Source organism: Candidatus Methylacidiphilales bacterium (assembly GCA_028713655.1).
Taxonomy (GTDB): domain Bacteria; phylum Verrucomicrobiota; class Verrucomicrobiia; order Methylacidiphilales; family JAAUTS01; genus JAQTNW01.
The window spans coordinates 1-13,801 of sequence record JAQTNW010000001.1 but is presented as its reverse complement, the minus strand read 5'-3'; the positions used below and the strand labels follow the sequence as shown (position 1 = coordinate 13,801).

16 protein-coding genes are annotated in these 13,801 nt (G+C 53.9%); 8 read left to right on the top strand and 8 right to left on the bottom strand.

Features of this window, described 5'->3' with window-relative positions; translation table 11 throughout:
• Position 1: 1 nt before the first annotated feature.
• From rpoN to PHD76_00050, 7 genes are all read left to right on the top strand, one after another.
• Entirely contained in the window at positions 2 to 1,390 is a 1,389-nt protein-coding gene (gene rpoN / locus PHD76_00080; GenBank protein MDD5260225.1) for an RNA polymerase factor sigma-54, read from the top strand.
• Positions 1,391 to 2,169: 779 nt separating this feature from the next.
• Complete coding sequence (nrdR, locus tag PHD76_00075) at positions 2,170 to 2,613, top strand: transcriptional regulator NrdR (GenBank protein ID MDD5260224.1); 444 nt, start codon at positions 2,170 to 2,172, stop codon at positions 2,611 to 2,613.
• Positions 2,614 to 2,629: 16 nt separating this feature from the next.
• Entirely contained in the window at positions 2,630 to 3,181 is a 552-nt protein-coding gene (locus PHD76_00070; GenBank protein MDD5260223.1) for a hypothetical protein, read from the top strand.
• Between the two features lie 7 nt (positions 3,182 to 3,188).
• Positions 3,189 to 3,536 carry a histidine triad nucleotide-binding protein gene (locus PHD76_00065; protein MDD5260222.1) on the top strand — a complete coding sequence of 116 codons (348 nt, stop codon included), beginning with the start codon at positions 3,189 to 3,191 and terminating at the stop codon, positions 3,534 to 3,536.
• Positions 3,537 to 3,611: 75 nt separating this feature from the next.
• Positions 3,612 to 4,214, top strand: coding sequence for a hypothetical protein (locus tag PHD76_00060; GenBank protein MDD5260221.1), 603 nt, complete (start codon positions 3,612 to 3,614; stop codon positions 4,212 to 4,214).
• A gap of 24 nt (positions 4,215 to 4,238) precedes the next feature.
• Positions 4,239 to 4,841, top strand: coding sequence for a hypothetical protein (locus PHD76_00055; protein ID MDD5260220.1), 603 nt, complete (start codon positions 4,239 to 4,241; stop codon positions 4,839 to 4,841).
• Between the two features lie 44 nt (positions 4,842 to 4,885).
• Positions 4,886 to 5,188: a hypothetical protein gene (locus PHD76_00050; GenBank protein MDD5260219.1), complete on the top strand. Its 303-nt coding sequence runs from the start codon at positions 4,886 to 4,888 to the stop codon at positions 5,186 to 5,188.
• A gap of 87 nt (positions 5,189 to 5,275) precedes the next feature.
• Here PHD76_00050 and PHD76_00045 read toward each other — a convergent pair whose 3' ends face one another.
• The 3 genes from PHD76_00045 to PHD76_00035 are packed head-to-tail and all read right to left on the bottom strand — an operon-like array spanning position 5,276 to position 9,458.
• A complete protein-coding gene (locus PHD76_00045) occupies positions 5,276 to 6,685 on the bottom strand; it encodes an FAD-dependent thymidylate synthase (protein ID MDD5260218.1) in 1,410 nt (469 codons plus the stop codon).
• Between the two features lie 54 nt (positions 6,686 to 6,739).
• Positions 6,740 to 8,476 carry a DUF2339 domain-containing protein gene (locus tag PHD76_00040; protein MDD5260217.1) on the bottom strand — a complete coding sequence of 579 codons (1,737 nt, stop codon included), beginning with the start codon at positions 8,474 to 8,476 and terminating at the stop codon, positions 6,740 to 6,742.
• A gap of 58 nt (positions 8,477 to 8,534) precedes the next feature.
• The gene (locus PHD76_00035) at positions 8,535 to 9,458 is read right to left on the bottom strand and encodes an MnmC family methyltransferase (GenBank protein ID MDD5260216.1); all 924 of its coding nucleotides are present in this window, start codon (positions 9,456 to 9,458) and stop codon (positions 8,535 to 8,537) included.
• Between the two features lie 49 nt (positions 9,459 to 9,507).
• On the opposite strand from PHD76_00035, the gene PHD76_00030 reads away from it, so the two are divergent.
• Positions 9,508 to 10,110: a L,D-transpeptidase gene (locus PHD76_00030; protein ID MDD5260215.1), complete on the top strand. Its 603-nt coding sequence runs from the start codon at positions 9,508 to 9,510 to the stop codon at positions 10,108 to 10,110.
• Here PHD76_00030 and PHD76_00025 read toward each other — a convergent pair.
• The 5 genes from PHD76_00025 to PHD76_00005 all read right to left on the bottom strand — a co-directional run.
• Positions 10,049 to 10,540 carry a hypothetical protein gene (locus PHD76_00025; protein MDD5260214.1) on the bottom strand — a complete coding sequence of 164 codons (492 nt, stop codon included), beginning with the start codon at positions 10,538 to 10,540 and terminating at the stop codon, positions 10,049 to 10,051. The two genes, PHD76_00030 and PHD76_00025, sit on opposite strands and share 62 nt — an antisense overlap.
• Before the next feature lie 428 nt (positions 10,541 to 10,968).
• A complete protein-coding gene (locus PHD76_00020; GenBank protein ID MDD5260213.1) occupies positions 10,969 to 11,454 on the bottom strand; it encodes a YajQ family cyclic di-GMP-binding protein in 486 nt (161 codons plus the stop codon).
• A 261-nt stretch (positions 11,455 to 11,715) separates the two neighbouring features.
• Positions 11,716 to 11,976, bottom strand: a complete 261-nt coding sequence (locus PHD76_00015; protein MDD5260212.1) for a hypothetical protein — start codon at positions 11,974 to 11,976, stop codon at positions 11,716 to 11,718.
• Positions 11,977 to 12,038: 62 nt separating this feature from the next.
• The gene (locus PHD76_00010) at positions 12,039 to 12,743 is read right to left on the bottom strand and encodes a hypothetical protein (GenBank protein ID MDD5260211.1); all 705 of its coding nucleotides are present in this window, start codon (positions 12,741 to 12,743) and stop codon (positions 12,039 to 12,041) included.
• On the bottom strand, positions 12,740 to 13,801 hold a 1,062-nt coding region (locus PHD76_00005; protein MDD5260210.1), incomplete at its 5' end, for a prenyltransferase/squalene oxidase repeat-containing protein. The genes PHD76_00010 and PHD76_00005, both read right to left, overlap by 4 nt.

The following is a 13,801-nucleotide window of genomic DNA, read 5'->3' as shown; positions in this document are numbered from 1 at the left end:
GATGTCTGGCATCGGTTTACAGCAAAATTTTTCCCTGTCCCAGACGCTGTCTCCGCAAATGCAGCAGTCGCTGCACTTCCTGCAGGCCCCCTCCCTCGAATTGCGCTCGCTGGTCCAACAGGAATTGCAGGCGAATCCCACTCTCGAAGAGAAAGTCGAGGAGCCCGAGGACAAGGAGGACGAATGGGACGACGAAATCAACGAAATCCGCAAGATGGACGAGGACTGGCGCGAATATTTTTCGCAAAACAACCGGCCCAACACCCCGACTAGCGAACTGCAAAAACGCCGCCAATTCCTTTTTGACTCACAGGTAGAACAGGAAACCCTCAGTGACCACCTGATCAGCCAGCTCATGCTCAGCACTGAAAATGAAGACATCCTGCGTGCGGCTGAAACAATCATCGGAAATTTGAATGAAAACGGCTATCTGACTGTTCCACTGGACGAAATCGCCACCTCCGCGCGCGTGACGCCGGAGCAAGCACAGACCGCGCTTACGCTCATCCAAAGTTTCCATCCTCCCGGCGTGGGCGCGCGCGACCTGAGCGAAACACTGCTCATCCAACTGGCGCAACGAGGGCGCGGTGAATCGCTTGAGACGGAACTGATCCGGAACGACCTCGAACGTTTGGGCCGCAAACGTTATCTGGAACTCTCCCGGCACTACAAAGTGCCGACTGAACGCATTCAGGAAGCGGCAGAATATATTGGCAGGCTCCAGCCCCACCCGGGGGCCTCCTACTCGGCAGACCTTCCGCAAAACGTCGTACAGCCGGAGGCGGCATTTGTCAAAGTCGGCAACACGTGGACGGCACAATTGAACGACGACCCGATCCCGCGGTTGAAAATAAGCGACACCTATAAGGATCTGATGGGCCAGAATCTCGGCGACAAAAACCTCAAGGAATATCTGCGCGAGCGCATCCGCGCGGGCAAATTTCTCATCAAATGCCTCTACCAGCGCCAGCAAACCATCGAAAACATTTTGAATGAAATCGCCAAACGGCAGGAAGATTTTTTTGAAAACGGGATCGGCAACCTCAAGCCTCTCACCATGAACCAGGTGGCGGAAGCCGTCGGCGTACACGAGACCACGGTCAGCCGCGCCGCGTCGAACAAATACGCTCAAACTCCCTGGGGCGTCTTCCCCATCAAATTTTTCTTCACCTCCGGATACACGACAAGCGAGGGGGAAACCATGGCGAATACAAGCATCAAAGACAGCATCTCGGCTCTGATTGACCGTGAAAACCCTCACAAGCCTTTATCCGACTCGGAAATCGTCGATATCCTGAAGGATCGCGGCATCGAAATGGCGCGCAGAACCGTCGCAAAATACCGCGCGGAGCTTGGAATTCTGCCGTCAAATCTCCGGCGCCAGCTCTGATTGCGCGCCGGAAAGCGTATCCTGCGAAGAAGCGGGCTGCTTTTGCTTTTTGGCGAAAATGCCGTTTCCACAATGATTTCACGGAATTTCAGGCTGGAGGCCGAAAAAAAGTGAAAATATTTTTCCCGGCTGTTTGGGCATGTTTTATAATTCGTTTTCCGTAATTATTTTATATTATTCAACGTGTCGATTCCATTTTTTGGATATTCACTGTTATTTTATCAAATAAGTGGCTAATAAACAAATAATTATAAATCATTTTTATATTTTAACTGAAACACAGTTTTTATCATGGCTCAAAAGGCCTTTCCAAGGCAAAAAATATGTTTGACGATTTTTAATAGAAAATTTAATTGCTTGTGTGTTGCAAATACAAAAAAGGTGCCTTAAGGCACAACTCAAACGAGAGGGGGTGATTACGGATGCCCGCTAAGAAAAAAAGTGCGAAGAAAAAAAAGTCAGCCCCCAAGAGAAAGGCTGCGAAGAAAAAGAAGAAATAACTTTTTCATCTAACAAAAGCGGAGAACTTCGGTTCTCCGCTTTTTTGCTTTAAAAGCCCCATCCGCGCAGCGCATGCGTCATCGCGAGAACCCAAACTTATCAAAAAGCTGTTTTAAACGGGAATGAATGTGTGTTTTAAGAAAAGCACCGATGAAGTTGCAATCGATCAGGGCCATGACGCTTCGACAAGATAATTATAGGCAAACCCCGTAATTCGCTTGACCACCATTAACAGGGTTGGCTAATCTGCCGTAGACACAACAGCTTGTATGAAATGCATGCGCTGCCATAGCATGGAAGATCGGGTGATTGATTCGCGCCCCTGGAAAGATGGCGCGGTCATCCGCCGCCGCCGGGAATGTCTCGCCTGCAGTTACCGTTTCACAACTTATGAGGAAATCGAACGCGAGGATTTGCGCGTCATCAAACGCGACGGGCGCTACGAAATGTTCGAGCGCAAGAAAATCCTCACCGGCCTGATGAAAGCCTGTGAAAAAAGGCCCATCAACCGTGAAACACTCGAAACCACCGTGGACCGCATAACAGATGAGTTGGAGAAGCGATACAACACCGAAATACCCGCCCCGGAAATCGGGGAGGCCATCATGCGCGCACTTCGGCGGCTTGACGAAGTCGCGTATGTGCGTTTTGCCTCGGTTTACCGGAAATTCAAGGACATCAACGAATTTGTCGAGGAAGTTCAAAGCCTCCATATCACCTGATTAATCCCCCTGCAGAATGATCGCACTCCCCCAAGACCTCCCTCTCGTCCGCTGGCAAAACAAACGCAATATCCCGCTGTCGGAAGGATGGGTGGCCGAAAGCATCGATTGTTCCGCATTCAAGGCCGGATACGGCCAATGGGAATGGACTCCTGACATTACGCAGGCGCTAAGCATTTACTTGCGGAAGGAGTTTCACGGCTGCCTCATCAGTTCCTCCGAGCTGCAGGTATTGATCAAAAAAACGCTCCTGAGCATCGGCTATCCGGATGTGGCAAACCAACTTACGCTCGTCGCGCCTCGGGTCACGATCAGCCTACCGGAAATCGCCAGGGCCGCCCGTTTTGAATTGCTCTTTTTCCATCTGTTGCGGGAACGCCTTGAGGAAGCTTCCCGGGTTGTCGTGCGCGGCATCAAACTCGAGGGCCTGCGCAGGTGCGTGAAAACATTGCAACAGGCCGGACGCTGGCAGGGAAATTGCGAAACGCTCAGCACGGATATCGTTAATTTTGTCCGGCAAAAGCTGTCCCAGGACGACTGGACAGCGGTTGAAATCATCATTCTTTAGCCTGGATATGAAGGCTAAAACCATTTTTCAAAAAATTGCGGACCGGGAAATATCCGCCCGCATTGTTTATGAAACACCGGATGTCCTCGCGTTCCACGATGCCAATCCACAAGCACCGGTGCATATTCTCGTCATTCCAAAAAAGCATTACGAACGGATCGCGGAAATCCCCGCATCGGAGGAAAATCTTCTTGGAAAATTACTGCTGGCCGCCGGCGAAGTGGCGCGGAAGGAAAAAATATCATCCTCCGGTTACCGTATCGTGATCAACAACGGGCCCCACGGCGGCGAAACAGTGCCTCATCTGCACGTCCATGTTCTCGGTGGAAGAAACCTCGGCTGGCCGCCCGGCTAGTGGTTCGCCGTTGTCTTATTGCTTCATCTTTTGCAAATGCCCTGTATAAATGTGGGCGTCTTTGTGAAGTATTTTATGAAATCATCCTTCATCCGTTGTACTCTATGCCTCTTTGGTTTTGTCTTTTTTTGTGAAACGCAATGCCAGGGCAGGACCATCGCCATCGCGGGAGCCAAAATGCAGATCCAGTTGGGCGATGCCGGCAGCGCCGCCAAATCGCTCCCGGCTGGAACACAGCTTGATATTATAAAAGACAACGGTGAAAGTCTGGACGTCAGGGATTCTGGTGGCGTGACAGGTACAATCGCCAGATCCGATGTTACGATCCGCGAGATTGAAGACAAAACCACATCGGAAACAGTTGCTCCTTCCCCCGCCATAACACCGGCACAATCCAATCCCGCGCCTGCAAACCCCGCCGCAACAATTCCAGCCCCTACGAACACCCCGCCAGGCGGAAGCGGCAACGTGACATTCGAGAATTTGAATCAGGTGTTGAATATTCCGCTTCTGGCTTCGGACAATCTCTGGAACGAGGATGCCTCAGTTGTTGCCTCTCGCATCCACCTGCCGGAAGAGTCAAAAACCGAAACCCAAAGCAGCTTCCGCTCTTACCCCAAAAAGGAAGAGCGCATTCTGGGAGCGCGTCCCTATTCCCTCGCCCTCTACGCGAGCTAGGGAAAGCCCAACACTCTCTCGTTCGTGTTTGCAAACAAAGGGGATTATGAGGGATTTTCCAATCTCGACAGCCAATCCAACCCGACATCGAAAACGATTAAAAATTTCAGCGACGCCGTCAAAATGGACGCCCGCACCATAGAAGCCGCACTCACTGGAATTTTAGGGGAACCCGAGCGCAAACAATTCGGGACCACCAGCACCACGCGTGAATCCGTACTGCGTTGGAATTGGAAAGGTCATGCGTTTTTGCTCGCCTCTCCCAAGGGAGAATACACCGCCCTGCGCATTGTTTCCTGCGAAACGGCGGACGCAAGAGGGCGCGCAACAAAAATTTCAGACAACGACCTGCGTGGGATTCTGAAGAAACGCGTTGAACACCGGCCCAACGGCGATGTGGTGCTGCAACAAATCCCAATGGTCGATCAGGGCCCGAAAGGCTACTGCGTACCGGCAACCTGGGAACGATACCTGCGTTATCTAGAAATGCCCGCCGATATGTATGTGCTCGCAATGACCGGCGATACCAGAATGGGAGGAGGAACCAATCTGGCTGCGATCCGCGCCAATATTGAAACATACATCCAGCAATACAGCAGGAAAATTGAAGTCATTGACAGTTTCTAGATGCAAAAATCATCGGCAAGTACATCGAAAGAGGCCTGCCGATCATGTGGGCATGCTATGTGGACAAGGACATGGAAAAAGACCTGCGCAAACGAAATCTGGAACGAAAAAAGACAACTGATTGGGTGGCCCACACAAAATCACTTGAACCGATACGAAAGGAAATGAAAAACCAAAATTTTCACGACCCCGAAACCGGGCACCTGCGGATGATTATCGGCTATAATGCCAGGACCGATGAACTGGCCATTTCAGACTCCTGTGGTGAATGGGCCGCGGAACGCTGGATCACGGTTGAGGAAGCCATGGCCATCACCCAAAATGATCTGGCCATCATCAAATGGTGAAGATACCCACCCTTACGGATGGGTATCTTCATATGCCTCGGAGCGAAACACGCCGAGGCGCATCCGGCTTTTGAAACTGCTGAACCACTACTCGGGCTCGGCTGAGCCTTCCAAAATTTTTCCCCGGGTCTCCGGAAATTTTTCATACCAAAGCGCCAGAACCTCGCGCAAATGTTCCGCGTATTTATAATGGGCGCCGACGCCGGTGCGCAATTCAGCCTCATAGATGAATTTGTCGGCCGTCGTGGTATGCTCAAAGGGATACTGGGTACCCAACACAGACCAGTATATATACCCCGGGTCTCCTGCCCTTAATTTTTTCAGGGCCAGCGCGGAGGCCCGCCTGCCCGTCTCCACACTTTCACGCAAAATACCACCAGCGGCCCCGGACGGGACCTGATCCAAAGCGCCATAAAAACCGCGCGGAACCAGCGGGCAATATTTTGTTCCGGTGCGGTGGCGGTTCAGGTCCCGGATCTCGGCAATGGCCATCGCCTCCCACCCAAACCGTACCGCGGTGCGTTGGATGTCCAGCCCCATCCATGCGTAACGGTTTTCGTGAAAGGCAAGGTCCGCGGCCATCCTTGCGCCATCGGCCCCCTGGGGCAGCAAGACGTCCAGATAGGGAGCCGCCGGATGACAAACCGGGTCCGCGCCTTCCTTGAGGCAGGTGTCCGGCAACATATCGGCCATGCGCCGCGTTTGCTCAAAACTTTCCCGCAACCCCTCCTCCAGGTAGGATTTCGCCGAGGCATGGCGCAGCAGGCGCGGTGCGCAAAGCTCCAACTCGGCCCGGATCAAGCCCCCCAATTTTTGAGGCTCGGGCATTGGAAGCGAAAGTAGATGCTGGCAAAGCACAACCCAGCCCCGGGCCGACATGGCCAGCATCACATTTGTTTTGGCGGCAACAGGAAGATAGTACCGCGCCCGGTCGAAGGCATAATTGCGCCTCATGCGGGCCAGCTTTTTGACGCCCTTTTCCGATTTGTCTTCCACCACCCCGGAGGGAATGCGGATGAGCGCGGGATCCAACGCCGCAAGCGCATCCCAGGCATCGTGGCATTTTTTGTAGGCGTCAAAACTGTCCCGCATAAGGTCCCGCCATTGGGCGTGTTCGGATTCCGGAATGCCGAGGGAATCCGGAGGCAGCAGGCTGGCATCGGAAAGTTCGATGTAGCGGGTGGACGACTCCTGCCCGCCCGCCGTCGGGCAAAGCGTCCAGACATGATACGCAAGCCAAAGCGACATGCCGTCCATGAACATGGCGACCGGCACCATGTCGGCGATGGATTGATGGCCGTAATCGATCATTTTAAAGATGCCATCCACCGATTTATCCAGGTGGTTCGGATCGATCTTTTCGAGAATGGAACCCAATCCCTCGTTGTTCCGGGAATAGCGCGCGCCGGTGGCCGCCATCAGCTCGGGAGTCAAAGAAGGCCGTCCCGCGGCCAGGGAGGCTTCAGTTGGACGCAAAGCGACGTGGACGACATTCATGCAAATGATTTCATAGCGCTGCCGTGTGAGCTGGCGAGTAAAACCATGTAAACTTTACGCCGGAGGCAGAGAATCATCACCGGCGCCATTTTCGGCATTGAATTTCGGCAATAGGTAACTGAACAAAAGAAACAGTCCGCCGATCCCCAGGAAGAGCAGAACACGCCAAACCTCGGCCACTTGAGCCATGTCGCATAAGATCAATTTCAGCACCGCGAGCGCAAGTACCGCGTAAGCCGTGTTCCTTAAAGTGGGAGAGCCTCCGGCGCGATGCCCCAGAAAAACAAGGGCAAAACCCTGCAGGGCCCAAAACACGGTGATCCAGGCAAGTCCATTTTTCATTTCATGAAACTCCCGCGCAGGCCAGCCCAGCAAAAGAATCGTGGAAGCAATCCAATAAAAAAGCCCGGCCATCTCCTGACGCCGGACATGCCAGATGTAAAAGCCGACATAGACAGCCAGCAGGTTGAAAAAGGCGGTCAGCGTCAGCCCTGGCGGGCCGTCGAGGGATTCAAAATAGCGGTAAAACAAAAGCCCGCCGACCCATGCGGAAAAGACATGAGCAATCCACTCCCACCAGGGAGACCGCGTAACCTGCGCGACCATGTGCAGCACAAGCGCCTGGAGGACCATGGCGAAAAACACCGCATTGCCTTTGAGGCACAATACGATGCCGATTGTAAACAAGACCGCGCCCGCCATGAGATGGATCAAGGCCAGCATGCGGTTGCGCATGGAATAAAACTTCCACCAGACAATCAAATATAAAACCGATGCGCCAAAGGCAATGGAACCTTCCGTATGCTTGGAGATCGACCAAATGGCGGCTGTGTAACCCAAGGTGATGATCGGCGCCGCCAGGGCGAGCACACTGACGAGGCCCTCGAGATTGCGGTTTTTCTTTTCATCCAGCACTTCCCATGTCAACCGCTTGAGACAAGGCCCCAGCCAGAGCAAAAGCCACCAGCAGACAAAGCCGGCCTGCAATGCCATCTTCCCCGCCTGATCTCCGGACTCCAGGCGGTCATAGGCGATCTCCAGGACCAGCAAGGCCCCCAACCCGGCCACCGGAGGCACGGCCAGCCACTGGCGGCGCCAAAAAATGGACATGGCCCCGGCCAAGATGATGAGGGTGTAAACCACCAGGGCCGAAACGTGCGCCTCGGCGCTGTACAATAAAAACGACGTGGCATAACCACCTATCATTCCAATAAAAGCCAGCGTCATGGAATTGAGCCGCGTTGAGAACCAGAAACCGGCGGCGGACACCAGCACCATAAGGCAGAAGGCCGCGGGATCGGAAACCAACGCGTACCAACGGACAGCGGCATAAATCGTCACATAAAAAACAGCCTGGCCGCCGCCGATCAAGGCCTGGCAAAGCACCGGGCGGGCCTCCCTCAATTTCCAGCCGTAAAACAAAAAGACAGCGCCGAGCAAAGCGCCAAAGGCAATACGAAGACCGGGCGTAAACCAGCCGTGGTCGATGCTGAGTTTAAAAAGCCACGCCAGGCCCATCAAAACCATCGCCACACCCGCCCGGCTGAACCAGTTGGCCGCTCCGGTTTCCGTCCCGCTTTTGGGGGCGTCAGGAGCCACCGGCAACGGAGGCGGGATGATGGATTCGGATGCTTCATCCTTTGATTTTCCCCTGACCGGCCGGGCCCGTTTTGGCAGGGGCGGCGGCACAATCGGTTCGGATTTTCCTTCAGCGCCGGTCTGTTGCCTCAACTGTTCCAGTGTACGTTCCAATTCGGCAATTCGCGTTTTAACGGAAGTCGGGTCGCTCATGAATGAGGCAAACTAACGCAAACAATCCCGGTTGAAAAGCCGAAGGTTTGTTCGGAGTTCACCCGCCAAACTGCGGATGGGCTGCCAGCATTTCAAAATCCACAACTGTTATAGAACTCTGTCCGGCGACACCTGTCCTGAACGGCCGGGCGGAACTGGAACGCCGCACCCGCCCCAACCAATCTTTCGCCAGGGGACGTTTCAGTAAATCCAACCGGGTCGCTGCCACGGTGGTTTCGTCCTTTTCACCAATTGAGACTCCTCTGCCTACGTAAAACCCGGCGAGCAGCAATGTGACGCGCAGCGCCGTCGAACGGGAATGAAACGCAATTTCGCAGGGCTGCTCTTTATCGAATAAGGCCCTCAGATTCCGCCAGTGCTCCAACGCCCACATTGCCGGGCATTTTGCGGGTGAATAGGCGTCATAAAATACCAGTTCCGGCAAAGGATGTTGCCGTGCTTTCCCCTGCCCGATCCAGGATGGAAAATCGCACAAATGCCACTGCCATTTCAGGCTGCGGCCCCGGATCTGGCGGACAAGTCCCTGGTTCCGAAGTATCCCGGGCCAGTCCAGACCCTCCAGCGCTGGCTGGGTCGGAGCCAGCCACTCAAACGCTTCCGGATGTTGCCATCTCGCATGGAGCGCAAAACGCAGCGCGTGGTCGTTGAGATCAAAGCTATGCAGGTGCAAGTCCCGCTCCGGCTCCCGGCACCAACACTCGACGGCATGAAACGCATTGCCGGCAGCCCCCAAACCGACATCCCAGACGACCAGTGGCTCATTCACCGCGCTCCGGCAACGCGCGGAAAAATCAAACGGGCGGAGATAAAGCTGCTCTGCCTCCTGTCGCGCTCCGATGACGGGGTGAAACACCTCGCCTTCCGCGACGGGCTGAAGGGTCCATTCACCCGAAGCAAGCTGCTTGAGCTGAAATTCCGCTTCCCACAGCCTTTGTTCTTCAGGTAAATTAAAGGCTTCCATAACCGGTTTCCATTGTCATTTCCACAAGAATCCCTATTTATCGATGCCCATGCAACGTATTATACCTGCTCTGTTGACCCTCGTATTTTTCTGTAGCGGATTGTCCGCCACTCCGGAACAACACCACAAGAAATTCATCCGGGTGGATCTCAGCTGCCAAAAGGCGTATGTCATCCAGGACGGCGATGTCATCTGGGAAACCGACCTGTCCAGCGGGCGCGACTCCAATCCGACCCCAACCGGAAATTACGCAGTCACCGACAAGCACGAGTACTGGGTTTCCACTATTTACAACATACCGATGCCCTATTTCATGCGTCTAAGCAGCGGGGAAATGGGCATGCATGCGGGCTGGCTTCCGGGATTCCCGGCCTCGCACGGGTGCATGCGGATGCCGTTGGACAAGGCAAAGGAACTTTTTGAATCAACAGAGGTGGGAACTCCTGTTATTATCGAGGGTAAAGCCCCGCCCATGGAAGAAGTACTGCAAGCCAATCAAAGCAGGAAGGCCTCGGCGCATCTCGCCAAAAACAACAGCAAACTGTTTCGGGGAGCGGGCTCTTCCTTCAACCGGGCCACGATGTTCCCTGTTATTTATTTTGACCCGATGAAGTACGTCCCGCCAAAGCCTCAGCAAAATCCACCGAACTGATCCTGACTTCCTTGACAGACTGCTTCTCCTTAACGATCACCGCGAGCGCTTTCTTGTCCGCGCGCACCAATCGCCGCGTGTGCTCATTGTTCTCAACCTCGTCCCACTGGGAACCTTCCGTGTTGGCTTGTAGAATGGCAGCCGCCAGTTCCACGGGCATCAAGATCAATACCGGCGCTTCATTTCCAACAGGCACGGACTTCAGTTTCATGTAATGTTCCACGACAGACGCGCCATTGCAAATCGTGGCGAGGATAAGAATGTCACTGTTGATGTATTGGTTTTGATAAATCGTCGCGCCGGGCTGTTTGAGCTCGCGGATCGGCGGGCCGAAGCGCTTTTCAAGTTGGGCGGAACTTTCCCCGATGCGCGCATGGCATTGGTACGACAGCAACGCAAAGACGGCGAGAAACAGGCATGATTTTTTCATATATATAATTGAATTTTTTGATTTGTTAGAGCATATTGTATTTATTCTGCAGCACGTTCATGCCTCATTGCGAGGAGCGCAGCGACGCGGCAATCCAGAAACCAGCTTATGGGTATGGAGTGGATCGCCACGGCCCAAGATGGGCCTCGTGATGAGGCGACAATATGAATGCAATTTGCTCTAGCTTGCATGTTTCACATTCTTTTTAAAAATCCGCCGCCACTTTCTTCTCTGCGGGCACGAAGACAGGCACCGGGAACATGCAAGCTATGGCAAAACCGCCTCAAAATAAAGAAGTTCTGTTTCAAAATAATCCAATAATATTCAGGCGGTTTTGTTTTTAACCCGGATGGTTCTGCTCCATATTTCTGCCCGGCCTTTGAACAAAGCATACCGTGGGAGTTTGCAGACACAGGCGGGCATCCGGGTTAATCCCTGAAATTTCCAAATTCAACCCCGACGGACAGGTCCTGGCCGCGGACAAACTGGATCACAGCCTGCAAATCATCCCTGTTTTTACCCGTCACGCGCACCTGGCCCTCCTGGATCTGGGCCTGGATCTTGAGGCCCAGTCCCTTGATCCGGGCAATGATGTCCTTGGCCACCGGGGTTTCGATTCCCTGTTTGATTTTCAAAACCTGGCGCGCGCGGCCGACGGATGAAATTTCGGTTTTCTGGGCATCGATATTTTTCAAACTGACCGAACGCTTTGCCAGTTTCCCCATCAGGATCTGGCTCAAGGCCTGCAGCTTGAATTCGTCGTCGGCGCTTAAAACCAGCGCATCCTTCTGCTCTTCAATCTCCCAATTGACACTTTTGAAATCGAAGCGTGTTTGCAGCTCCTTACGGGCCTGCAGGCAGGCATTTTTCACTTCGGTCATATCCACATCGGATGAAATATCAAAGGAGGGCATACGAGGCCAATTTAGCCTGCTTATCCCACGCCCGTCACGGGAATTCTCCCCTTGATTGGGTTTGTCCGTTGGCAGGAGAGGAAACGCTGGAGGGTAAGCAGGCTATTGCAAAACCGCCTCAAAATAAGGCAGTTCCAATTCGAAAAATTCCTATTCCGTCGGTTTAGCTTATAACCCGGATGTCGTTGCGCCCCTGTTTCTGCGCCGCTTTGAGGGCTGGACCCTTCGCAAGGGTTTTCTGAAGCGTGTGAAACATCCGGGTTAGGCGCGGTTAAAATCTTTCAATAATTTCTGCGCCGCCTGCACATCCTTGAGTGAGGACCGCCTCCTGGCATAGCGCCGTTCAATGATATCCAGCAGCATTTCAAGGTCTGTCCTCGATGGTTTGCAGTCATACTTCCAGGCGGCATCGGGCCCTTTCTCCTTGAACTGGAATTTGAATGCGCCGCCAAATGGCGAAACCCGGACTTCATACGAAGTACCATCTTCACGTTTGATTTTAAATTCAATATCGCGCCGCATAAAATCAGAACATCAGGCCGTATTCACCCCGCATGCATCCAGGTAATGGAATCGGCCAACTTCTAGCTCTCCTCAAACTCATTCAGCACACTGATGAGAAAATTCGTCAGCGTGCGCCGCACCTCAGGCAGGGGCGCCAGGAATTTCTTGAGCGCGCCCCAACGGTGGGGACGAACCAGACAGTGCAGGGCCATGCGGACCGGCGACGGACGTCCCGTTTCGGGATTATAACAGTGCGACAGGATATCTGCTGGAATCGTTTCATCGGCCTCGTCACTGATGACACGAATGCCCAGGATTTCGATGTCGAGGCGTTTGGCCACCTCGGCCACCGGGGCCATTTCCATATCGACCATCTGGCAGCTTGTTTCCGCGGCCAGGGCGGCCTTTTCCTCCGGCGTGGCCGCAATTTTCTCGGACGTGCACATCAGGCCGATGTCGTAACCTGGAAGGAGGCGCAAAAAATTTAACATGTCATTGGAACTATATCGGGCGGCCACCAGCACCTGGCCTTTCCGCAAGTCCTTGTTCAAGGCGCCGGCAAAACCCGTGAGGATCAGCAGTGCGGCCAGGTTTTGAGTCAATACACGCGCCACACTGTCGGCTGCCGCCCGCCCACCAATCCCCGTGATGATGATCAGCACCGGTGTTTTTCCAATATCACCCGTGTAGCAGTCCACACCGGAAAAATTCCTGGCTTGCTTGCTGACAAGGCTTTGAATCAGGTCGCGGGCTTCAAACTCGGTGGGAAATGCAACAGCGATCATTTCAAGGCGTCCTGGCGCCGCAGGCCTATCAGTTGGCGCAACTCGGACAAGGCCAACAGCGGCCAGTTGTTCCGATAGAGATCATATTTCAGGTAAAAGACGCAGGGAAAACCCGTGCCTGTGATGACATCCTCTTTCCAACTGCCGTCCTCCTGCTGCATCGAAGCCAGGTAATGACCGGCACGCTGGATACTCGGACGGGTTGGATCACCACAGGTCAACATGCCCATCAGGCCCCAGGCTGTCTGCGATGCCGTACTCAGCCCCTGACCTTTGAGACCTTTGTCCCAATAGGAAGCGCAAGTTTCGCCCCAGCCGCCATCCGGGTTCTGGCAGGATTCCAGCCAGTCGCGCGCACGCACCAGCCAGTCCTGATTCATATCTTCCCCGATGGAATGCAGCCCTCGCAGGGTCAACCAGGTGCCATACACATAATTCACGCCCCAGCGCCCAAACCAGGAACCGTCCTCCTCCTGGGTGTCCCGCAAATACTTGATCGCCCGCTTGATTACCGGGTCCTTCCGGGAAACGCCCAGTTTGGCAAAACAATCCAACGCACGCGCCGTGATATCGCTGCACGGAGGATCGAGAATGGCTTTGTGATCGGCAAACGGCACGTGGTCCAGCCAATGCTTGGTCACATCCTTGTCAAAAGCGGCAAATCCGCCGTTCTTGCACTGGAAACTCTTCGCCCAATTCAGCGCGCGATGCATCACTTCATTCTGCTTTTTCTGGTCCGTGGCCTGCATCAGGCGCAACGCGAGCAACACCTCAAAGGTGTCATCCACATCGGGATAAAAATCATTGTGAAACTCGAAAGCCCAACCGCTCGCTTCCGGATACGGGTTCTTGATTTTCCAATCGCCAAAACTGCGGATTTCATTGGCAATCAGCCAGTCCGCAGCCTTCTGCAACTGCGGATGGTCCGGGGGCAGCCCGGAGGAACCCAGGGCCACCGCCGTGATGGCCGAATCCCAGACCGGCGAAAAACAGGGCTGGATGCGGAAGTCATCATTCTCTTCATCAAATACGCGGAAATCAAAAAAGTCCTTCTCGCA